The organism is Cohnella nanjingensis (assembly GCF_014212125.1).
Classification (GTDB): domain Bacteria; phylum Bacillota; class Bacilli; order Paenibacillales; family Paenibacillaceae; genus Cohnella; species Cohnella nanjingensis.
On the sequence record NZ_JACJVP010000005.1, the window covers coordinates 1 to 22,363 of the forward strand.

A 22,363-nucleotide genomic window follows, 5' to 3' on the forward strand; every position below is an offset into this window, starting at 1 on the left:
GCCCAGGCTCGCGCGGCCAAGCGCAGCTCGGCGCGCCAGCCGGAGCGCGCGCCGGTCGTACTGCCGCCCGCGCAGGCGCCGTCGCATGCGGTTGCCCGCCATATCGATCCGCACGACCATGCGGCGCTTCGGCCGACGCGCCAAGGCGTGATCCGCATGCGGGGCCGGACGGACAAGGGGCGCCAATGGTATCAGGAGATCGATCTCGAGATGGCGGCGACGCTCGTCAAGGAACGGGCCGCCATCGTCGTGAACCGCCATACGATCCGCCGGCTGTTCAGCAACAAGGACTTCCGCAGCATGATCCTCACGCGCGACCGGTATACCTGCTATTTCTGCGGGGAGTACGGAGATACGATCGACCATCTGCTGCCCCGGTCCAAGGGCGGACATACGACGCCGGACAATTGCGTCTGCGCGTGCAATCTGTGCAACCAAACGAAGGCCAATCGAGATCTTGACGAATTCATAAGCGCCGGGATCCCCGAACGGGTCGCCACATCGCTGCAGGAAGGCTGAACGAGCACGGCCGATATCCGGAACGGCTCGGGAGTCTCGTTCCGGTCTTTGAGCGTGCCTCGGAGGCGCGCCGGGGTGCTTCGCATTCCCCAATGAACGGGTTTCCCCGGGATTTGAGGTTTAGCCGCAAAGCTTGACGCAGCTCCCAAAGCGGGCAGCTTCCCCAGAACACCAAAAGACCTCGCCGTCAGCATACGGCGAGGTCTTTTGTCGTCCGTTGCGACTCGGCATCCGCCGTCGCCGGCAGATTTACTTCGCATGCTTCCCGAAACAGCCCTGCGTATGCTCTGCTCCGCGCTCATCCCTGCGCCCGCTGCCGCTTCTTCGCGTAGAACTCCGCGGCCTTGTGGCGGTTGCCGCACGACTCCATGCTGCACCAGCGCCGCTTGCCGCCCTTGGAGGTGTCTACGAAGTGCAGAATGCAGGCCTCGTGCTCGCAGGCGCGGATGCGATCTAACGCGACGTTGGTCAGCGTATCGAACAGCGAGCGTACGATCGGATAGCGCACCGCGTCGACGGCGTTCCGTCCGCGCGGAGCGAGCGCGACCCGGCCTTCGCCGTCGCGAGTCGCCTGCAACGCGACGGCGATCGCCTCTGCGTGCGCGCGCATGCGTTCGAACGTGCCCGCCGTCAACGCGCCATCCCGATCCAGATCGGCCAAGACGGCCGTGCACACCTCGCGCAGTTCCCGCAGCGCCGCGTGAATCGTCGCCAATGCCTCGGGCGCAGGATCGGGCGCATCCGCGGGCAGCAGCTCATTTTCCCGAAGCCATGCCAGTTGGTTCGCCTGTTCGGAGAAGGCGTCCGCTACACGCCCGTCTCGCATATGCAGCGTATTCGCCAGATTGATCCAAGAAGAGCCTCCGCGCATATAGAGGGACTGGGGTTTATCCATAGGGCGTCATCCTTTGTAATTTATAACGTTATCGATTCCTTCGAGGCCAGCAGCGCCACTTCCATTTTACCATCCGCGCTGGACCGCAGGCGACCCTGCCAGTCGTCGGTTTGCCGGTAGAGAGGCGGCTTGTGGATGGCCGTATGGTGTATCGGGACGAGGCGCTTGGCTCCCAGGACGACGGCGGCCGCGACCGCTTGCTCGGGAATCAGCGTGATCGGCATGCCGCTGAACGGCGTCATATCCGGACGTTCGAGGATAGCGCCATTGACCGGCAGGCAGACGGCGTCGAATGGGCCGAAGGCTTTCGCGATCTTCCACCAGTAGCCGTGCCACAGCGTATCCCCGCCGTGGAAGAGGCGCCGTTCGCCGTCGTCGACTACCCAAGCTACCTGACAGTCGCCGACTCCGTCCACCGAGTAGGTGGCCGTGGCGGTGAAGGCGCCGATTCGGAAAGCTTCGCCGACCGAAGCCCCGGTCGCGTTCGTCAACCCGGCCGCCAGAGCGACTGCGACGCTCTCCGCGGGGAGGAATACGGGCACATTCGGGCCATAGGCATCGATGATGGCGGCGGGGTCGAAGTGATCTCCGTGCTCGTGGGTGATCAGCACGGCGTTCGCCGGACCGAACGCGCGAAGCGGGAAAAGCGGTTCGTTCGATGAGCCGTACTTGGTCGGAAAGTTGTAGAGCGGGTCAATGACGACCGCGCTGGTGCCCGATGTTACGCGAATGCCTGCCCAAGGCAGTTTTTGAACGTTCATATTCATCCATCTCCTTTAATTGTATAACCCTTTATAATCATTTCATTGGTTATGTTTGGAGTATACCTGATTCGTTATAACCTGTAAACATATAATTAAAGGGTTATGCATGGCATTGAAAAAAGACAGCGCCTCGGCTGTCTTTCCTGTCTTTCCGGTATGAATGGGAGAACCGCGGCTTGCCCGGTCTAGCCGGGGTGCGGGCCCATTTCGCCAATCGCTTACTTCCGCGTGATGATGCATGGATCGCTCCGGTACCGTCAGCTGGCTTGCAATGCAGGCAGCGGATGGCCTTTTATCGCCTCGTTAAACCGTTCCTCGCTCAGGTGCCGTCAGTGGTCCTGTTGTAGGCGGCAAGCTTCCTTGGATCCTCTACGCTGTCGCTCGCTTCATCGCCGGTCATACCGACACTCGCTTCGGGACTGTCGCGTTCGGCTGGTGCAAGCGACCTGCGATCAGCGCTTCGAGCGCATCGGCCCTGGATAGCTGGGACAGGTCGGACATCGCTTGAAGATCCGCGTCCATCGCGGGATCTTCATTCTTCAACGTGCCGCCGCTTTGGAGGAACAAGCCTTGGATGCCGCCGCCTACGATGTAGTAGGTATCGGGCGTCGCGTCGGGCTGCGGGTTCATGCTGAGGATATATTTTTCGCCGGATTGCAGAAGTCCCGCATCCCCGAATTGTCCGTTCTGAATGACGCGAATATGGAAAGGCGACGCTCCCTTTAGACGATTCCGCACCTCGACGGTGGAGATGACGGCGCGTCCGTCCTGCCGGATCGCCTGCGCGATGACGGTGCCGGACACGATCAGGCTGGAGGCGTCGATTAAATGCTGCAGCGAAGATTGGCCGTCGCCGTAGCTCCCCGGATCGGTCACGGGCCGCATCGGAGGCGGCGTGGCGGATGGCGATCCGCGATGATCCGAATCCGAAGAGATTACCGACCGGACGGCGGATGACAGGGCGAATTGCGGGTTCATGGCGCCGATCAGGATCGATCCCGCCAGCGTAACCGTGCCGGCCAGGAATGCGAACGTCTTGAGTCTCATGGGGGATCACCTTGGCTCTAGGATTTTACCTGTAAGACGGATCGGCAAGCCCAAATGTTTCGCTTGGCGCGGTGCATGGTTCATCCAAATGATGGATCGCTTCGTGGGGTTACAGCCTGCGAACGGGCTCCCGCGCCGTGCGTAACCCGAAAAAATCGGGTTACAGCCCACAAACTAGCCCCTGCGCCGCGCGTAACCCGAAAAAATCGGGTTACAGTCCACAAACTAGCCCCAGCGCCGCGCGTAACCCGAAAAAATCGGGTTATAGCCCATAAACTAGCCCCAGCGCCGCGCGTAACCCGAAAAAATCGGGTTACAGCCCACAAACTAGCCCCAGCGCCGTGCGTAACCCGAAAAAATCGGGTTACATCCTGCAAACCGGCCCCAGCGCCGCGCGTAACCCTAAAAAAATCGGGCTACAGCCCGCGAACCGGCTTTCCCTCCTCTTCGCCGCCTTAAGCCCGGTGGTCCTCGTAGAACAGCGGCGTCCGCAGGAAGCGGACGATCTCCTCCGTCCCGTCGAAGTTGGCGCACGCCAGCATGAGCTTCATGAGCGCGGCCTCGGCGGACATATTCTCGATCGCGATGCCGCCGGCTTCCGTGAGGCTGTTCGAGGAGGCGTAGACGTCCCCGGCCGGGTCGCGCATCGGCACGAGGAAGACGTCCGTACGGTGCGCCCGGCAGTCGGCGATGAACCGCGCCAGCGAGCGGCCCGCCGCCTCCCGCGTGCAAGCCGTGCCGGAGTGGTATAGGTCGTGCAACACGGCGCGGGGCGCGCGGCGCGAGAAATCGTAGACTCCGTAGTCGATGCCCGGGTACGGCTTGATGTACAGGACCGGCGGCATGGCATCCCCTATCGCCCAATGGGGCGCAGCGACCGGCGCCCGCTTGCGGAGCGTCTCCGGCGAAGGGTTCACCGGATGGTCGTTCCAGACGAAGCGCCCGTCCGTCATCGTCCCGTAGGGCGCGTCGTACGTGCAGTCGAATTGATCGGTGAACGGCAGCGCCTGCGTGATGCGCGTGCCCAGGTAGACGACGGATTCGCCGCGGTCGTTGCCGAACACCGTGAACACGCCAGACAGCGCTTGATCCAGAATGAAGTCCGCCGACGCCGCGAAGTTTCGGAGTCCGTTGCTGCGCGCGTCGTCCAGCGGATAGTTGCTGGCCGTGACGACGATGGGCACGGATGCGTCGCAGAGCAGATAGGCGAGCATCGCGGAGCTATAGGCCAGCGTGTCGGAGCCGTGCGTCACGATGACGCCTGCGTAGGCGCCGGGATCGGCCGACCGGATCGCCGCCGTCAGTCGGGCCCAATCCTCCGGCACCAGATTTTCGCTCAGAATATTGTAGGGTTGGACGGCTTCGAACGCGATACCGCGGTTGTTCTCCAACCGCTCATATTGTTCGATCAGAAAGTAGGACCCGGCTTCGTTCACGTCGATCCCCCGATCGCCCTTTCTGCTGCCGATCGTGCCGCCGGTAAATACGACTAATATCTTGTCCAAAGGACGTCTCCCTCCGTTTGCATCCGATTGCTAATAACCCCATACTACTAGACAAGAGCTTTTTCGCCAAATGGAGGGACATCGGTGCAGCATTCGACAGAGGTGAGCGGGGCGGTCGCCCAAGTCTGCCTGCTGGCAGGCAAGATCATGCTGGAGAACGGGGGAGAAACGTACCGGGTGGAGGATACGATGGCGCGGATCGCGGCTTCGTTCGGCATTCAGAGCTCGCATAGCTTCGTCACGCCGACCGGCATCCTCTTCTCGATCGAGGGGGCGGAGCCCGCCACCCGGCTCGTGCGGATCTCGCAGCGCTCGACGGATCTGAGCAAGGTCGCCCTGGTGAACGAGATCTCGCGGCGCATCGGCCAAGGCGAAATGACGGTGACGGAAGCGTACGGACAATTGGCCGCGGCCAGCCGGGCCAAGCCCGTCTATTCCGTCCATTGGCAGGTGGCGGCTGCGGCGATCGCGAGCGGTTGCTTCCTCCTCATGTACCAGGGCCGGCTGGCGGACGTCCCGGCCGCCGTCGTCGCCGGAGGGACGGGCTATTATGTCGCCGCGACGGTGGGGCGGCTGCTATCGATCAAGTTTTTCGCCGAGCTGCTGGCGTCCTTCGTGATCGGGCTGCTGTCCTTCCTGTCCGTCCGCAGCGGATTCGGGCGCGACCTGGACCTGATCATGATCGGGTCGGTGATGCCGCTCGTTCCGGGCTTGTTGATCACCAATGCGGTTCGGGATCTGATGGCGGGACATCTCGTATCCGGGATCTCGAAGGGGGCGGAAGCGCTCCTGACGGCCTTCGCCATTGGTGCGGGCGTCGCGCTCGTGCTGACCCTCAACTAGGAAAGGAGTGCCTCCATGGCGATTCGATATCTCGAGCAGCTGCTCGCAAGCTTCATCGGCACGGCGGCGTTCGGCGTGCTGTTCCAGGTGCCGCGCCAGACGCTCGTCCAATGCGGGCTGGCCGGCATGGCGGGCTGGCTGCTCAATTACGCCCTGATGCGCCTGTCCGTCGACCTGGCGATCGCCACCTGGGCTTCGGCCTTCCTCGTGGCGCTGCTCGCGCACGGGATGGCGATCCGCTTCAAGGTGCCTGTCACCGTCTTCATCGTCTCCGGCATCATCCCGCTCGTCCCCGGCGGCATGGCGTACGACGCGATGCGCAAGGCGGTGCAGAACGACTATGAGGCCGCCGTTCAGCTGGCGGCCAAAGCCTTCATGCTCTCCGGCGCCATCGCGGTCGGTCTCGTCTTCTCCGAGGTGGTTCAGCAGATCGCAAGAAGCGCCCGCGCCCGCCAGAACGGCTGAGCGCGCCGCCCGCCCGTCCGCCGCAATCCCTTAGCCTCTGCGTCACAGGCGTCTCAACCGGCAGGCAGTTGAGGCGTGCGCAAGCCGTCCGCGTAGGCCGGCAGCCGAATCTCCACGCACGTCCCGCGGCCGACTTCGCTCTCGTAGCGAATGCTGCCCTTGTGATTGGCCAGAATCTGCTGGCTCACCATCAGACCGAGGCCGTGGCCGGCCTCCTTGCTCGTATAGAACGGCTCGCCGAGCCGCCCAAGCTCCTGCTCGGGGATGCCGCATCCGTCGTCGCAGATGCGGATCGCTACGCGATCCAGCCGCGGCTCCCCCGCGATATCGATCTGCAGCCGCCCGCCCTCCGGCATGGCCTCCATGCCGTTCTTCAGCACGTTCAAGAACACCTGCTTCAATTGATTGGGCTCGCAGTTGAGCGGCGGAATGTCTTCGTCGGTTCGCAGCTCGATCTGGACGTTGCTCAAGAGCGCGTGGGATTCGATCAGGGAGATCGTCTCCTGCATGATCCGCCGGACGTCGACGAGCTGGTAGTGCACGGCCTGCGGCTTCGAGAAGATCAGGAACTCGCTCACGATGAGATTGATCCGATCCAGCTCCGACAGCATGACTTGGAGCTGCTGCGGGGAGGAGCGGCCCGTCTGCATCTGCAGCTGCACGAAGCCGCGCAGCGTCGTCAGCGGGTTGCGGATCTCGTGCGCGACGCCCGCGGCGAGCTGGCCGACCATGGACAGCTTCTCCGAGCGGCGCAGCACCTCCTCGGTCTGCTTCCGCGCCGTGATATTCCGGGAGATGGAGGCGATGGCGACGATCGCCCCCTCCTCGTCGCGGATCGAGGAGATCGTCATGCTCACGTCGATCGGCGCGCCGTCCTTGCGATAGCGGACCGTCTCGTAATCCGCCACGGCGCCGCCATCCATGACCGTGCCGAGGATGCGGGCGAATTCCGGCTGCAGATCCTCGGGGATGTTGTGCAAGGCGCTGCCGAGCGCTTCTTCCGTCCGCCAGCCGTACATCTTCTCGAAGGCGTTGTTAACTTGCATGAGGCGGCCGTTCAGATCGGCGACGTGGATGGCGTCGGACGTCTGATTGACGAACGATTCGAGATACTGCTTCGTGCTGCGGAGCTCCTCCGCGGCGTCCTTCAGCCGCGTGGTGTACGAATGCAGATTGCTGGACATCGTGTTGACGCGCGAGGCGAGGAGCCCGAGCTCGTCCTTGCTCCGGATCGGCAGGCTTGTGCCGAACCGGCCGCCGGCGACGGCGTTGACCTTGCGCAGAATCTGATGCAGCGGACGGATCAGGAAGCCCGCGAGGAAGTAGCTCGCGAAGACAGTCGCGACCAGCAGGCCGAGACCGATGAAGCTATGGACGAGCAGCTGATGCACGAGCGTCTCGCGGATGACGTTCCGGTCGAAGCTGACGCCAATGACGTAGTTCTTGTCCGCGGCGATCGGGATGAAGCTCTTCAGGAGCCGTTTGCCGTTCCGGTCGGCCGACTTCGTGATCATTCGTCCCGTCTGAACCGCCTCGTCGATGACCGCTTTGTCCGCCGGCACGTCTCTGTAGATGTAGTGGCCGAATTTGAGGTCGCGCACGTCCAGATTGTAGACGGGCTTGCCCTGCTTGATCTTGATGATGGGATTCTTGCCGAAGAACTCGGGGTCGAATCCGGCGATCTCCAGAATGTCGGGGTTGTCCTTGAGCAGCTGGGCGATGATGCCCTCGGTCCCGATCGATTTCTCGAAGTCCATGAATACTTCCACGTGAACGAACGGGTTGATCATATAGTTGGTCGAACCGTCGTAGTAGCTGCCCCATTTGTTGATCTTGGAAGGATCGGAGGTGGAGAAGTTGATCGGCCCGGACCAGTAATGCGTCAGTTTCTGGCCTTGGACGACCGTGACCGGCTTCAAGGCGAAGAGCTGCTGGAAGGCGGTATACCAGTAGTCCATCGTCTTGGAGCCCAGCCCGATCTCCTTGGACTCCGAAGATTTCTGCACGACAATATCGTCGTCCGTCTTCTTCCAGAGGGTGATGCCGTCCACTTCAAGCTTGCGGCTGAGCGCGACCAACTGCGCGTTCGTCACGTTGGCGATGTCGGGATCAAGCTGGGCCTCGGCCGCGACGGCGGCCGCCCGCAGCTTCTCTCCGATCTGTTCCTCCATGAACTGCCGCGCCCGCCAGGACGACTTCACCGAGGCGCCGACCTGCTTGGCGATGATCTCCGTCTGCTGCAGGGCTTGCTCCTCCAGGCCGGACTTGGTGGAGAAATAGGTGATCGATATATTGAGGAAAAGGATGATGGCGACTAGAAATGAGATGTATAACGATAATTTCGCCTTGATGGACAAGGGAGGGTGCCTCCTATTTCTCAACGGCAATCTGGGGTGTTTCTAAAGAATTAGACGTTTTTCGAGCAATTCCTGTTCGCCCGGCCGGCGCGCCCGGTAGTTTTTTTATAGAAAAGCGCCTGCCCGACAAGGGGGAGAGGTTGTACATTCTTCACAAAAATTAAAGCACTTAAACTTTTGGCCTTGCGTTCTGGCTTGTTCCCGGTTTATGATAACGCTAACAAATATTATAGCAGTCGTCCTTGTGAACGTCTTTCTGTTTCTCTTAAAAGTTAAAGCGATTTAACTTTCGAATCGAGGGGAGTTTTAGGAAATGAGACGGAAGCGGATGAACAGGGAGACCAAGGCGTTCTACTGGTTCATCTCCCCATGGCTTGTCGGATTCGTGGTGCTGGCGCTGTTCCCGATCCTGGCTTCGCTGTATTACAGCTTCACGGAATACGACGTCGTGCATGCGCCGGTGTGGATCGGTCTGGACAACTTCCGCGAACTCTTCCATGACGAGCAGTTCTGGAACTCCATCCGGGCTACGCTCAAGTACACGCTCATCAGCGTGCCGCTGACGCTGCTGCTCTCGCTGGCGTTCGCCATGCTCATCAACCAGAAGGTGCCGTTCCAGAGCTTCTTCCGCACGGCGATCTACTTTCCGAGCATGATCTCGGGCGTCGCGATGTCGCTGCTCTGGTTCTGGGTGTTCAATCCGCAAGCCGGTCTTTTCAACTACGTGCTGTCCTGGTTCGGCGTCGATCCGATTCCGTGGCTGCTGGACGCGAGGTACGCCATCTGGGCGCTCATCATCATGTCCTTCTGGGGCATGGGCGCGGGGATGCTCATCTTCCTGGCCGGCCTGCAGGGCGTGCCGCAGCACCTGCTCGAAGCCGCGAAGCTGGATGGCGCGGGGCGCTGGAAGACTTTCCGCAACGTGACCTTCCCGATGATCTCTCCCGTATTCCTGTTCCAGCTGATCATCGGCATCATCGATTCGTTCCAGGTGTTCACGCAGGCTTATACGATCACCCAAGGCGGACCGAGCTATTCGACCTGGTTCTACGTGTACAACATCTACATCAACGCCTTTAAGAACTTCCGGTACGGCTACGCCTCCGCCATGGCCTGGATCCTGCTCATCGCCGTCATGATCATCACCTACATCATCATGAAGACCTCGAACCGCTATGTGTACTACGAAGGGGGGCAGAGCCGATGAACGCAACCGCCATCGCGGACAAAGAGCCGGCTCCGATGCCCCGCAAGCGGAGGCGGCTGAGTTGGGGAGCGCTGCTCGGCTTCGCGCTGCTGCTCGTCGTGACGGTCGCCATGCTGTCGCCGCTCTGGTTCATGGTCTCGACGTCGCTCAAGACGACCAAGGAGATGCTGGCCTTCCCGCCGACCTTCATCCCGGAGACGTTCGCCTGGTCGAACTTCGCGGAGCTGTTCACGAACAGCGACATCAAGTTCGGTCAGCAGTACGGGAACAGCCTGATCGTGGCGGTCTCCTCCGTCATCGGGACCGTGCTGTCCTCGTCGCTCGTCGCCTTCGGCTTCGCCCGCTACAGGACCCGCGGCAGCGGCTTGCTGTTCATGCTCGTGCTGAGCACGATGATGCTGCCTTATCCGGCCATCATGATCCCGCAGTTTCTGCTGTTCACGAAGATCGGGCTGCACGACTCGCTCCTGCCGCTGATCCTGCCGAATTTCTTCGGCTCGGCCTATATCATCTTCCTGCTCAAGCAGTTCTTCTCCACGCTGCCGAACGAGCTGTACGACGCCGGCCGCATCGACGGCAGCAGCGAGTTCAGGCTGTTCTGGAACATCACGCTTCCGCTGGCCGGCCCCGCGCTCGCGACCGTATCGATCTTCACCTTCATCTGGAGCTGGAACGATCTGCTGGCCCCAGTCCTGTACCTGGACTCGCAGGAGAACTTCACGCTCCCGATCGGGATGGCCGCGATGATGTCGTCGAAGTTCCGGCTCGCGCCCTGGAACCTGCTGATGGCGGCCGCGATCTTGTCGTCGCTTCCGATCATCGCGCTGTTCGCGGTCGCCCAGCGGCGCTTCGTCGAGGGCATCGTCCTAACCGGCATCAAGTAAGCCCACATAGAATCGATAAGAGATCAGGAGGATGGGGTTATGAACAAGAAATGGTTGTCCGCGGCAACTTGCATCGCCCTTACGACCGTCGTGGCGGGAACGGCTTGCTCCAAAGGCGAAGGGGGAAGCGGCAAGACGGTCACGATCACGCACTACACGATCGACTCGCCGGACCGCACGTTCGTCGAGAAGCTGATCCCGGACTTCGAGGCGAAGCATCCGAACATCAAGGTGAAGGTCACCAAGGCGCCTTACGAGCAGTTCGACTCCAAGCTGCAATCCGCCATCGCCGGCAAAAAAGCGCCGGACGTCACGTCCCACTGGGGCTACGGCGGCTTCATGGAGTACTACAGCAAAGGCATGCTGATGGATCTGTCGCAGCTGCTGCAGGATGACGGCTTCAACGCCGCGGACTACAACATTCCCGAGAACGTGATGGACATCTACAAGGTGGACGGCAAGACGTACGGCGTGCCGCTCAACAGCTACGTGACCGTCATGCTGTACAACAAGGACATGTTCGACAAGGCCGGCGTCGCCTATCCGCCGACGGATTACGAGGACAAGAGCTGGACGTTCGACAAGATGGTCGACGCCGCGAAGAAGATGACGGTGGACTCCAAGAACCTGGCCGATGCGCAGTACGGCGTAGACTTCGGCTGGGGCGAGCGGGATCAGCGCGTGCAATACTTCGGCGCCGACGTCTATTCGGAAGACACGTGGACGAACGGCGGCAAGCCTTCGAAGGTCAACCTCGACAAGCCGGAAGTCATCGACGCGTACAAAAAGATCTACGGCCTCATTCACGATCAGAAAGTCTCGCCGACCCCGGCGTTCAGCAAGTCGGTATCCGGCCAATTCGGCGATCCGTTCCTCTCCGGCAAGATCGGGATGTCGGTCGTCGGCTCGTGGAGCCTCGCGGCTTCGAACAACTTCAACTTCAAGGTCGGCGTCGCGGCCGTGCCGCAAGGTCCGAATCCGAAGGTGCGCAGCGTGCTGTACGTCGATCCGCTGTTCATCCTGAAGGACTCCAAGCATCCGAAGGAAGCGCTCGAATGGATCAAGTATCTGATCACCACCGAGGTGCAGGAGAAGTCCATCGAGCTGTCGGGGGGCAACCCTCCGGTCAACCAGAAGGCGGCGGATAAGTACTACAGCAGCTTCGACGGCATCGACCCGGCCCAGATCAAGCAAGTCTACGATGGCGCCTACAAATACGGCTTCGAATCGTATAACCACCTGATCGACAACTACTCGCAGATCAACGAGCTGTTCATCAACGAGTTGGGCCCGGTAGAGAACGGGGACAAGAAAGCGGAAGAAGTCCTTCCGGTCATCCAAGAGAAGCTGACCAAGCTGCTCGAGCGGCTGAATAAGTAGCGCCGCGAAGGCGGAGGGACGGCATGCCGTTCCTCCGCCGATACGCCTTTGTCAGCGCTTCTTGGCTATGGTACGGTAATCGTATCCTAGAAAATTTTAGAACGGCAGGAGCGCTGGTTCGATGAAAGTGAGCATATTTGACGTTGCCAAGAAATCCGGATTGTCCGTCGTCACCGTCTCGCGGGTGCTGAACAATTCTTCATCCGTGCGCCCGAAGAACCGCGACAAGGTGCTGCAGGCGATGAAGGAACTGGACTATCAGCCGAACGCCGCGGCGCGCAGTCTGGCCAGAGGCAAGACCGGCATCATCGGACTCACGCTGTCGACGCTCCACGACTCCTTTCTCGACGCTATCGTGAAAGGGATCAACGACCGCTTGGCCGAGCACGGTTACTTCCTGGCGCTCTCGGTCTCCACGGGCTACGACGAATCGTTCCATCGGATGATGTTCCAGGAAGATCGCGTGGACGGGGTCATCCTGCTGTCTCCGATTCGCGAGGACGAATACGTGCTTGAGCTCAAGAAGAAGAAAATCCCGTTCGTCATGCTGGACAATCAGCATCCAGGCCCTTCCGCGCCGTCCGTCATCGTGGACAACTTCAAAGGCGGCTACGATGCGACCCGGCACCTGATCGAACTTGGACATACGAAGATCGCCCATATTACCGCTTCGGAGATCTACCTCAGCAGCCGGGAGAGGGAGCGGGGGTTCCGGCAGGCGCTGGCGGACGCGAGGCTCGAGCCTTATGCGGTGGAGCGGGGCGAATTCGAGATCCCTTCGGGCTACGAGATCGCCTCCCGTTGGATCGCATCGGGACGGCTGCCGACCGCCGTGTTCGCGTCGGACGATTACATTGCGCTTGGCGTCATGGACGCATTTAAGAACGAAGGCATACGGGTGCCCGGCGACGTCTCGGTGATCGGCTTCGACGATCAGATTCTCGCCTCGGCGTTCCGGCCGCAGCTGACGACGGTTCGCCAACCCGCCGAGAAGATCGCGAAGGAGGGCGTGGAGTTGCTGCTCGGCTGGATTAACGGCGCGCCCATGCGGAACGTGACGATTCAGCTCGAGCCGGAGCTGGTCGTTCGGGCGTCCACGGCGCCGCCTTCCATGGATACCAGATAAGAGCATAAGGTGCGGGAGAGGATATCATGAACTATTACTTGGGCGTCGACGCCGGCGGGAGCAAGACGTATACGCTGATCGCCGACGAGCAAGGCGTCATCGTAGGCAAAGGGCAAAGCGGAAACGGGAATCATCAATTGGGTTACGAGGAAGCGAAGCGCAATATTACGGAGTCCGTCGAGATGGCGCTCGCCGAGGCTGGGCTGACGCGGGACCGGATCGCCTACGCGTACTTCGGCTTGGCCGGAGCGGATCGCGAGCCGGACTATCGGATTCTCCGTCCGATGATCGCGGAGCTGGGGTTCCCTAAGCACGACATTAACTGCGACACGATGATCGCCATGCGGGCAGGCACGAGCCGGCCGCACGGGGTCGTCCTGATCTGCGGCAGCGGCACGAACAGCGCGGGGCGCAATCAGGCGGGCCAGTTCTACCAATGCGGAGGCTTCACCTATCTGTTCGGCGACTTCGGCGGCGGCGGCACGATCGTCGTCGAGGCGTTCCGTTCGGTCATCCGATCTTGGGACGGACGCGAACGTCCCACGGCGCTCACGGATCTGCTCCTGACGGAGCTGGGCTACGCGGACGTGCAGGAGATGTTCGACGATTACCTGGACAACGGCAAGTCGCCGCCGCTGCATCTCGCGAAGCTGGTCTTCGAGGCGTCCGTTCAGGGCGACGCCGTCGCGCAGGATATTCTGCGCGTGCAGGGCAAGGAGCTCGGCAAGTCGGCCGTCGCGGTCATCCGCCGGCTCGGCATGGAGGCGGAGGCGTTCGACGTGGTGCTCGCGGGCAGCATCGTCACCCGGGGCAAGGGCGACTTCGTCCATGCCGAGATTCGCCGGGCCGTCGCGCCGGTCGCGCCGAACGCCTCGGTCGTGAAGCTCGAGATCGAGCCGGTGGTCGGCGCGCTCTGGATGGCGTTCGAAGCGGAGGGCAAGCCCCTCCCCGCGCACGTATACGAGCGACTGCGCGGCGTATCGGATTATCAGACTATTTCCTCTTCCATTTCATGATACAGACGGGATGTGACTGGCAATGACCAAGGGATTAAAAGTAGCGGTTATCGGCGGGGGCTCCTCGTATACGCCGGAGATCGTCGAGGGCTTCATTCAGAAGTACGATCATCTTCCGATCCGGGAGCTGTGGCTAGTCGATATCGAGGCGGGCAAGCACAAGCTTGAGATCGTCGGCGCGCTGGCGCAGCGGATGGTGGCGCGGTCGGGACTGCCGATCGAAGTGCATCTCACGCTCGACCGGCGGCGCGCGATCGAAGGTGCCGACTTCGTCTCCACGCAGATGCGCGTGGGTCTGCTCGAAGCGCGGAAGTGGGATGAGCATATCCCGAACCAATACGGCGTCATCGGCCAGGAGACGACCGGCCCCGGCGGCATGATGAAGGCGCTGCGCACCATCCCGGTGCTGCTCGACATCTGCCGCGACATCGAAGAGCTGGCGCCGAACGCCTGGCTGCTCAACTTCACCAATCCGGCGGGCATGGTGACCGAAGCGATCCACCGCTATACCAAGGTTCGCAGCATCGGTCTCTGCAACGCGCCGATCGGCCTGCAGAAATGGCTCAGCACGAAGTACGAGACGCCGGCTTCGCATATCTATACCGAGTTCGTCGGGTTGAACCATCTGCATTGGGTTACCCGCATCGAGGTGAACGGCGCCGACAAGCTGCCGGAGCTGCTGGACAAACGCGAAGAATACTCGGGCAAAAACGTGCCCGCGAGCGAGTGGGACGCCGACTTCCTGCGGACGCTGGGCGGATTGCCTTCTTATTATTTGAAGTATTTCTACATGACCGATGCGATGCTGCAGGAGCAGTTGGAGTCGATGAAGGCGAGCGGCACGCGCGCCGAGGTCGTGAAGAAGGTCGAAGACGAGCTGTTCGAGCTCTACAAGGACCCGGACCTGAAGGAGAAGCCGAAGCAGCTCGAGAAGCGCGGCGGCGCGTACTACTCCGAAGCGGCCGTGAACCTGATGGAGTCGCTGCACGGCGACAAGCGCGACATTCAGACGTTGAACGTGCCGAACGGCGGGACGCTGGACTTCCTGCCTGCGGATGCGTGCATCGAAGTGAACTGCGTCGTCACCGGCCAAGGGCCGTTGGCGCTGCCGGTCACCCAGGTGCCCGAGCAGGCCAAGGGGCTGATCCATGCCGTGAAGACGTACGAACGGCTGACGATCCGCGCCGCGGTCGAGGGAGACCGCGATCTCGCGCTGCAAGCGATGGTCGCGCATCCACTCGTGCCGTCGGTGAGCATAGCCAAGCAGCTGCTGGCCGACATGCTGGAGAAGAATAGGCCTTATTTGCCCGCTTTTTTCCGCGGGTAAGGGAGTGAGGCTGAGACTTGGTTTGGCAGCCCCCGTTCCGCCTTCGGCGGGCGGGGGTTTTTTGGCGTCGGCGCGTGTGAGCTGGAATGTGTGAGATGGAATGTGTGAGACGGAATGTGTGAGACGGAATGTGTGAGATGGAATGTGTGAGATGGAATGTGTGAGTTGGAATGTGTGAGATGGCAGGAGTGAGTTGGCGGGAGTGAACTGGCAGGAGTGAGTTGGCAGGAGGGAGCTGCGCGTGAGAGATTACAGGGCGTGTGAGGGGTGGGCGCAAGCTTGGCAAGTCGCAGAAAAATGGTCGGGGACGGGCGAGGGAACCCGTTTCTCTATTGCCGAGCCTTAGGGGATGGTTTGGAGGGTCATAATCCGATATTTTCGGGTTACATGATCGCGGAATCTTGATTTGGCGGATGCAACCCGATATTTTCGGGTTACATGGCTGCAGGATCTTAGTTTAGGGGGGGGCAACCCGATATTTTCGGGTTACATGATCGCGGAATCTTGATTTGGCGGATGCAACCCGATATTTTCGGGTTACATGATCGCGGAATCTTGATTTGGCGGATGCAACCCGATATTTTCGGGTTAGAAGGGTTTGCATACGGCGGCAGTCCGTTGTTTTAGCGTGAAGAGATGAGAGGGCCCGGGCGAAAACGCCAGGCTATTCATGCACATACTGGCGCAAGTCCATTTTGTAAGCAGGTTGACTTTGACCTGAAATGTAACTATAATAGTTACAGGATGATGCGTGCAAATTTTACATAGGAACTGGAGGGTTATGAAGATGAAGATCGGCATTATCGGAGCGACGGGCAAGGCCGGCGGCAATATTCTCAAGGAAGCGGCGAGCCGCGGTCACGACGTTACAGCGATCGTTCGCGACGCTTCCAAGCTCACGGACAAAGTGAACGTACTGGAGAAAGATGCGCTTGCGCTCACAGCCGCGGACTTATCCTCGTTCGACGTAGTCGTGAACGCCTTCGGCAACATCGAGAACGTCTCGCTTCACGTGGAGCTGGGTAATCGGCTCATCGATGCGCTAAAGGGAACGGATACGCGCCTTATCGTCGTAGGCGGAGCGGGCAGCCTGTTCGTCGATCCGGAGAAAAAGGTGCGCGTCGTCGACACGCCGGACTTCCCGGACTTCATCAAGCCGCTCGCGAACGCGCAAGGAGAGAACCTACGCATTCTCCAAGGCACGAGCGACTTGAAGTGGACGTTCATCAGCCCTTCGGCCGAGTTCGCGCTGGGCACCCGGACGGGCGCTTACCAGAGCGGCCAGGACAACCTGCTGGTGAACGCCAAAGGCCGCAGCTATGTCAGCTACGAAGACTACGCGATTGCCGTCGTCGACGAGATCGAGCAGCCGCGACATATCGGCGAGCGCTTCACCGTCGTATCGGAAGGTTAAACGGCGCTAGACAAACCCCTCGACTGGAAGGTCGAGGGGTTTGCCGTGTTTACGGGATCGGCTGTCGGAATTGCCGATCAGGGGGAGCGGACGGACGCCGACGAACGGAGGGCGATTCTCGCCTTCCGTGCCGTTGGCTGTGCGGAATCTCCTTGCCTGGAGCCGGGGCTGCGCCAACTGAAAAGGTGCCGGAGCCTGTGCCATGGGGCAGGGGCGGCGCATGTTGGGGATCGGGGCGCAACTGCGGCGCCGAAGGCAAGGCGACTTACGCGCCGATGCCGGCGTAAGTGGCGTTCCATAATACTTAGGGCTTCTCGATGCGATCCTCCGGCGTTCTCGGCCACCTCAGGCCGCGTTCGCGAGCGGCTGTTGGAATACGATGTCTTTAAACCGGGCAGTCCGGCTCGAAACCGTTCCGGCGCACTAAAAAAGACGAACTCCCGACTCAGGAGCTCGTCTTCTCCATGCGTACCGACACCAGGCGATCGTCGGACGGGCGGAACCTCACGACGACGCGGACGCCGAATTCGCGGTTTCCTTGCCGCAGCCATAGCTTGAACGTCTCTTCGGACAACGCGGCGCTAATATCCTGCCGGCCAATGTGTAAATAGTCGACGATGGACGCGCTCGGATATTTGGCCTTCGTCTCCTGAACGGCAATGAGGCCCCATTTGGCATAGGCGGGGGCTGCCGGGGCGTAGGCGGCGGCAGCGTGAACCGCGGCGGACGCGTGCCCGGGCGCAAGTGCGAACCAAGACGCCCAGGCGACTGCGTACAGCGTCCGTATCGCGAGCGCTTGTTTTCCTCTCGGCATCAAATACGCTCCTCAACTGGCTCAGATCGAATTCGACCTTAGCATATCCATACCGCCGGCCAGGCTATCGGGCGACTTGTCGGCGGGAACTGGGCCGGCGGCCCGAGGGCTTGGCATGGCGAGCGGTCATAGGATCTACTTGACCCGAAAGGCCGCATACGTCGAAGGCTGCAGCCGCACCTCGTACAGCGAGGCGCCGTCCCGCTCGCTCTCGGCCAGCTTCGTGGCGCGGGCCGCGGCGGTCAGTCCCGTCAGCTCGCGGCCATGCGGAATGAGGATGCGCCACTTCTGCGGCTGAGGCGCGAAGTTCTCCAGCACGAAAGCGCCGTTGTCGTAGGCGAACAACCCGGCGTTCGCGGGCCCCTCGACCCGATAGTCGAGCTGCCGCGCCGTGAATAGGCCGCGCAGCGCGGTGACGACCGGCTCCGGCAGCTTCCATAGATCCGCGTAGTGGTCCGGGATGACGAGCGTGTGGATCTTGCCTTTCCCGTAGTTGTCGTACATGAGGATCGGAATGTTGTTGTGCCCGTTCAAGGCGACGATCGACTGCCAGGTGCCGTTCGTGCTGTAGTCGAAGATCGGATACGACAGCGGCGGCCCGGCCAGGGCGAATTCGTCGAAGGTGCAGCTGTTCGTGTTCAGCGCGAATTGTTGGACGGCCATCCGCTTGCCGGTAGGCCGCATCGTAGTGAACGCCTCGACGCCATGGCCGGTCATGCGCTTCACGAACCCGGACGTCATGACGATCTGGCCGCCCGCCTGCAGGAACGACTTCATCTTGTCGATGATGTCCCCGTCCCTGGCCACGTTCTGCGTGATGAGCAGCGGCGCGGCGGGGTGGGCCGGAAAGTGCGGCGTCAGCTCCATCGGGATGCCGAGCATGCCGAGATAGTCGTATAGATGGTCCTCGCCTTTCGCGTGATGCGGTTCGTACACCGTCACCCCGACGGGATGGCCCAGCTCGCCGGCCAGCCGGTCCAGCTTATCCAGCTGGAAGCCGAGCGCAGGGATATAGTAGCTGTCCCGCAGCAGCGAGTAGCAGAACAGCGTCAGTTCCTTGGCCTTGCCGAAGACGGTCAGGTACGCCTGCTCCAGGTAATAGTCGACATAGGTGCAATCGAGGCTGTCGAACCAGCCGCCCCCGTTGCGGCCGGGCGCTAGATTGTCCATCCATCGGAGCAGCGAGTAAGAGGCATAGCGCGGAATGTGCTGCTGGCTGATCGCAGGATCGCGCGTCTCCGTGCCGGTATAGAGCCCGTCGAACAGGCGCGGCTGCGTCTCGGTATTGTAGCCGGACGCTTGGTAGGCTTCGTTCCAGTTCGGATACTTGATGATCATGCGGGACTTCGGATTGACGGCGCGGGCCGGCTTCAGGATCAGATGCTCGGACACCTCCGTCATGAGCTCCAGTCGGAATTCCTCCCAGCTGCGGTCGCCCTTGCGCGCGAGGCAGTCGTCGCAGCCGCAGTTCGTGAAGAAGAAGTCGTCGAAAAGGACCTCGTCGAACACGGCGGCGGCATTCTCCACGGCTTCGCGGAATTTCGCTCTCGAAGCTTCGTCGGTATAGCAGATGCCGCCGAACAGCCGCTCAAAGCCGGGCCGGTAGGCGGCCCCCAGCGTCGGCGTGATGCCGCCCGCGACTTCGATGCCGCGCGCCTCGAAGAACGCCTTCAGCTCGCGCAGCCGCTCCCTGCTCAGGCTCTTGTCGCCGCGGTGATTTTCCAAGTAGACCTTCGACAGCTTCAGGTTCCGCTGGAAAAAGTCGACGTCCTTCGCGATCTCCTCCAGGCTCTTGTCCAGGCAGCCGGCCGTGCAATAGATCGCCAGCTTGAAATGCTCGTACGCTTGTTGGGCTTGTGCCATGTCGTCCCTCCATCGGGTCTATTTACGACTGATTATAGGTGCTATACTGGGGAGGAAGTTATGCGCTTTCAACCAAAACTATCAAATTTGCAACTTGCGCAAAGCGCGCTGATCCGCAAACGAGAGGGGGCGGGCCGATGTCCGTGCTGCACTTCGACGCGCTGCCGCTGCCGCACTTCATCCATTGCGGCTACAGCCTCGCCGGACCCGGCCGCAAGCATCCCGAGCGATCGTCGGTCGGGGAATTCGACCTGCTCGTCGTCAAGCAGGGCTGCCTCTACGTCGGCGAGGAAGACCGGCACTACGACGTGGCGGAAGGGCACGCCCTCATCCTGCGTCCCGACCTGCACCACTACCCGACCGGGGGCACGCGCGAGCTGACGGCGTCGTACTGGCTTCACTTTCATACGGCCGGCGCGTGGCGCGCGGAGCCCGGCGAATCGGACGCGTCCGCCGAGACCCCATCCGTCGCGGCGGACGAACCGGACGGCGGGGAAGGCTGCACGTGCGGCACGAAAGGCGAAGAGGCCGGCGTCTTAGCGGCATTGAACGCCGGACGGAGCGAAGCTGCGGGCAACGTCCCTGACGAAGACGGGCTTGATCCCCCGGACGTAGAGGGCGGCGGGGCGCTGCATACGGGCCAAGAGGAGGGAGGACGGGGATCGGAGCATTCGGCGGTCTGGACCGGACGTTCCTTCCGGATGGCGGCGTTCGGCATCCGGCTGCCGCAGTTCACTCGTTTGGCCGAGCCGGCCAAGGTGTACGACGCGCTGCAGCAGCTCACGGCGCTGGAGTCGAACTCGCACTTGGACGCGGTCCGCTGGAAGCAGCAGCGGCTCTTCCAGGACGTGCTGGGTTTGCTCGCCGAGTCGCTCGACGCCCAGCGTCCCAAGCCGGGAGAGGACGTCGCGGACCGGGCGGCCTCCTATCTGCGGCTGAATTACAGGGAGCCGGTGACGGCGGCGGAGCTGGGAGAGGCGCTTCGTTTCCACCCGGTATATGTGGCGCGCTGCATGCGGCAGCGGTTCGGCTGCTCGCCCATGGAGTATCTGATGCGCTACCGGCTCGAACAGGCCAAGCGGCTGCTGCTGCAGACCGATCTGCCGGTACACCTCGTGGCGCGCGAGACCGGCTTCCAGCAGGCGGCGTACTTCACCTCCTGCTTCCGCAAGCTCGAGGGACTGACGCCGCGGGATTACCGGATGATTTTCCATAAGAAGGGTTGACCGAATTCGACTTGCGCTTTGACAAGGCGAGCGGCATATCGGTACACTCGGATGAGAGATTTTTTGACGGATCAGAAAGTATAAGTTCCACCTATCCTTCTCTGATCCGTCTCCGATAAAAACGTGTCACCCTCTAAAGAGGACGGCAAATCCGTTTTTACTTGAAGAGACGAACAGAACGGGGAGCAGGAGCGCGCGATGAAATTTGCCATTCAGAATTTGTCCTTCTTCGTCATCCAAACCGACGGCGGCAAGGAGACGGACGCGACCAGACGGTACAAACACTACAAGACGCTGGATCACTACGACTACGAGGACAGCGAGATCAAGTCGTTCCTCGACGAGGAATTCTCCCGGATCGGCAAGCGGAAGGCCGACGTGCACGCGGATTCGGAGAACGCGCCGACGAAGATCGGCCGGTTCATCGTGGAGCCGGGACAGGATCTCGAGAGCAATCCGAACTACAACCTGTTCCAGCGGCTGCGGGCGGCGGGCACCAAGGAGCAGTTCCACTATGCCTGCGACGACCTGCTGCGGGCCTATATGGACACGAGCGCGGTGCGGGGCGGGGCGTTCATCGTCGCGCTCGGCAAGATGAACGAGCTGTTCGACGATCCGTTCGTGTTCGTGTTGAAGTGCGACTTCGAATCGAAGATCGCGCGCATCTCGGACGAGAAGAGCCTGATCTCCAAGGTCGACATGGCGATCAGCGCCCGCAACATCAAGTCCATCCAGTATCCGCACATGCCCGAGGAGGGGATGCTCGAGCCTTGGGAGCTGAAGATCCACCAGGCTTCGCACGCGCGGTATTTCGAGGACTTTCTGAAGTACGTCTCTTATGAGAAATCCAAGCCCGAGATTCTGAACGAGCAGGTGCTCGGTCTCGTGCAGGAATATATGGAGCGCAAGTGGCAGGACCCGGACGCCGGCGCCTCGCTCGCGCCAGCGCCGGCCGCGCCGGCCTACGGCGAAGAGCCCGGCGGCTACGCCGACGCGGGAGCGGGGGCTTACGGTTCGGGCGGCGGCTATGAGGACGCGCCCGCGCGTCTGCAGTCGGCCTACGACGTCTACGAGGACGGCGAGCCGGACGGACAGGCGCCGGCCTACGAGACGACGCGGGCCGAGCGGGAGAGCGCCCCGGGCTCGCAGAACTACGGGTACAGTCCCTACAGCGGCGGCCACCCCGGCTACGCGCAGGAGGCGCGGCAGCTCGAAGTATGGGCGGCCGGAGACAAGCGCCAGCTGCAGGAGAAATGGACGCACGACGATGTCATGGAGGCGACGGCGCGCATCGTCGAGCACCAGCCGGATCTGGACCTCAAGTTCAAGATCGACGACCTCGCCGTCCGCGGCAAGATGACCGACTACGGCGACAGCGTCCACATCGCGCGCATGAACGGGCGGTACGTCGTCCTGATCGAAGGGGATTCGTTCCAGTTCGAGAAGGGGATGTCGCCGGTCGAGCTGCTGCATCCCGAGGACATCGAAGAAGTGCTGGCACGCATGCGGAACCGCACGGCAAGGCACTGACCGGCGCATTTGCGTTGCGGACGACGGTCTGCCGAGGAGGTTTGCGTTGCGGACGACAGTCTGCCGAGGGAGGTTTGCGCTGCGGACGACGGTCTGCCGAGGGAGGTTTGCGTTACGGACGACAGTCTTCCGAGGGAGGTTTGCGTTACGGTCGGATTGCGTGTCACGGGAGCGTCTGCGT

The 22,363-nt window shown here is 61.6% G+C and carries 19 protein-coding genes; 12 read left to right on the forward strand and 7 right to left on the reverse strand.

Annotated features, from left to right (window positions below; genetic code table 11):
• Positions 1-519: HNH endonuclease (locus H7C19_RS03865; RefSeq protein WP_246469298.1), on the forward strand; the 519-nt coding region annotated here is incomplete at its 5' end.
• Between the two features lie 298 nt (positions 520-817).
• On the opposite strand, the gene H7C19_RS34595 is transcribed toward H7C19_RS03865, so the two are convergent.
• The 4 genes from H7C19_RS34595 to H7C19_RS03885 form a co-directional block, all read right to left on the reverse strand.
• Positions 818-1,414 carry a CGNR zinc finger domain-containing protein gene (locus tag H7C19_RS34595; RefSeq protein WP_246469299.1) on the reverse strand — a complete coding sequence of 199 codons (597 nt, stop codon included), beginning with the start codon at positions 1,412-1,414 and terminating at the stop codon, positions 818-820.
• Between the two features lie 20 nt (positions 1,415-1,434).
• Positions 1,435-2,175 carry an MBL fold metallo-hydrolase gene (locus tag H7C19_RS03875; RefSeq protein ID WP_185141271.1) on the reverse strand — a complete coding sequence of 247 codons (741 nt, stop codon included), beginning with the start codon at positions 2,173-2,175 and terminating at the stop codon, positions 1,435-1,437.
• A gap of 399 nt (positions 2,176-2,574) precedes the next feature.
• Complete coding sequence (locus H7C19_RS03880) at positions 2,575-3,225, reverse strand: hypothetical protein (RefSeq protein WP_185141272.1); 651 nt, start codon at positions 3,223-3,225, stop codon at positions 2,575-2,577.
• Between the two features lie 455 nt (positions 3,226-3,680).
• Positions 3,681-4,730: an asparaginase gene (locus H7C19_RS03885; protein ID WP_185141273.1), complete on the reverse strand. Its 1,050-nt coding sequence runs from the start codon at positions 4,728-4,730 to the stop codon at positions 3,681-3,683.
• Positions 4,731-4,814: 84 nt separating this feature from the next.
• On the opposite strand from H7C19_RS03885, the gene H7C19_RS03890 reads away from it, so the two are divergent.
• Together H7C19_RS03890 and H7C19_RS03895 are read left to right on the forward strand one after the other, a co-directional pair.
• Complete coding sequence (locus H7C19_RS03890) at positions 4,815-5,573, forward strand: threonine/serine exporter family protein (protein WP_313731356.1); 759 nt, start codon at positions 4,815-4,817, stop codon at positions 5,571-5,573.
• Between the two features lie 15 nt (positions 5,574-5,588).
• Complete coding sequence (locus H7C19_RS03895) at positions 5,589-6,038, forward strand: threonine/serine exporter family protein (RefSeq protein ID WP_185141274.1); 450 nt, start codon at positions 5,589-5,591, stop codon at positions 6,036-6,038.
• A 53-nt stretch (positions 6,039-6,091) separates the two neighbouring features.
• Here H7C19_RS03895 and H7C19_RS03900 read toward each other — a convergent pair whose 3' ends face one another.
• Entirely contained in the window at positions 6,092-8,395 is a 2,304-nt protein-coding gene (locus H7C19_RS03900) for an ATP-binding protein (RefSeq protein WP_185141275.1), read from the reverse strand.
• A 313-nt stretch (positions 8,396-8,708) separates the two neighbouring features.
• Between H7C19_RS03900 and H7C19_RS03905 the strand changes: the two genes are divergently transcribed.
• From H7C19_RS03905 to H7C19_RS03935, 7 genes are all read left to right on the forward strand, one after another.
• On the forward strand, positions 8,709-9,602 hold the full coding sequence (locus tag H7C19_RS03905; protein WP_185141276.1) for a carbohydrate ABC transporter permease: 894 nt from the start codon (positions 8,709-8,711) through the stop codon (positions 9,600-9,602).
• The gene (locus H7C19_RS03910; RefSeq protein WP_185141277.1) at positions 9,599-10,486 is read left to right on the forward strand and encodes a carbohydrate ABC transporter permease; all 888 of its coding nucleotides are present in this window, start codon (positions 9,599-9,601) and stop codon (positions 10,484-10,486) included. The genes H7C19_RS03905 and H7C19_RS03910 overlap by 4 nt, the downstream gene beginning before the upstream one ends.
• A 39-nt stretch (positions 10,487-10,525) precedes the next feature.
• Positions 10,526-11,866, forward strand: coding sequence for an ABC transporter substrate-binding protein (locus H7C19_RS03915; RefSeq protein WP_185141278.1), 1,341 nt, complete (start codon positions 10,526-10,528; stop codon positions 11,864-11,866).
• 121 nt (positions 11,867-11,987) lie between these two features.
• Positions 11,988-12,992: a LacI family DNA-binding transcriptional regulator gene (locus tag H7C19_RS03920; protein WP_185141279.1), complete on the forward strand. Its 1,005-nt coding sequence runs from the start codon at positions 11,988-11,990 to the stop codon at positions 12,990-12,992.
• A gap of 26 nt (positions 12,993-13,018) precedes the next feature.
• Positions 13,019-14,008: an N-acetylglucosamine kinase gene (locus H7C19_RS03925; protein ID WP_185141280.1), complete on the forward strand. Its 990-nt coding sequence runs from the start codon at positions 13,019-13,021 to the stop codon at positions 14,006-14,008.
• A gap of 22 nt (positions 14,009-14,030) precedes the next feature.
• Entirely contained in the window at positions 14,031-15,335 is a 1,305-nt protein-coding gene (locus H7C19_RS03930; protein WP_185141281.1) for a 6-phospho-beta-glucosidase, read from the forward strand.
• Positions 15,336-16,122: 787 nt separating this feature from the next.
• Positions 16,123-16,749, forward strand: a complete 627-nt coding sequence (locus H7C19_RS03935) for an NAD(P)-dependent oxidoreductase (RefSeq protein ID WP_185141282.1) — start codon at positions 16,123-16,125, stop codon at positions 16,747-16,749.
• Between the two features lie 445 nt (positions 16,750-17,194).
• Here the strand turns inward: H7C19_RS03935 and H7C19_RS03940 are convergent, their stop codons facing one another.
• Together H7C19_RS03940 and H7C19_RS03945 are read right to left on the reverse strand one after the other, a co-directional pair.
• Positions 17,195-17,563, reverse strand: coding sequence for a DUF3889 domain-containing protein (locus H7C19_RS03940; RefSeq protein ID WP_185141283.1), 369 nt, complete (start codon positions 17,561-17,563; stop codon positions 17,195-17,197).
• A 135-nt stretch (positions 17,564-17,698) separates the two neighbouring features.
• Complete coding sequence (locus H7C19_RS03945) at positions 17,699-19,426, reverse strand: putative glycosyl hydrolase (RefSeq protein ID WP_185141284.1); 1,728 nt, start codon at positions 19,424-19,426, stop codon at positions 17,699-17,701.
• Positions 19,427-19,563: 137 nt separating this feature from the next.
• On the opposite strand from H7C19_RS03945, the gene H7C19_RS34600 reads away from it, so the two are divergent.
• Positions 19,564-20,652, forward strand: a complete 1,089-nt coding sequence (locus H7C19_RS34600) for a helix-turn-helix transcriptional regulator (protein WP_246469300.1) — start codon at positions 19,564-19,566, stop codon at positions 20,650-20,652.
• Positions 20,653-20,850: 198 nt separating this feature from the next.
• Complete coding sequence (locus H7C19_RS03955) at positions 20,851-22,182, forward strand: DUF3900 domain-containing protein (protein ID WP_185141285.1); 1,332 nt, start codon at positions 20,851-20,853, stop codon at positions 22,180-22,182.
• Positions 22,183-22,363: the final 181 nt, after the last annotated feature.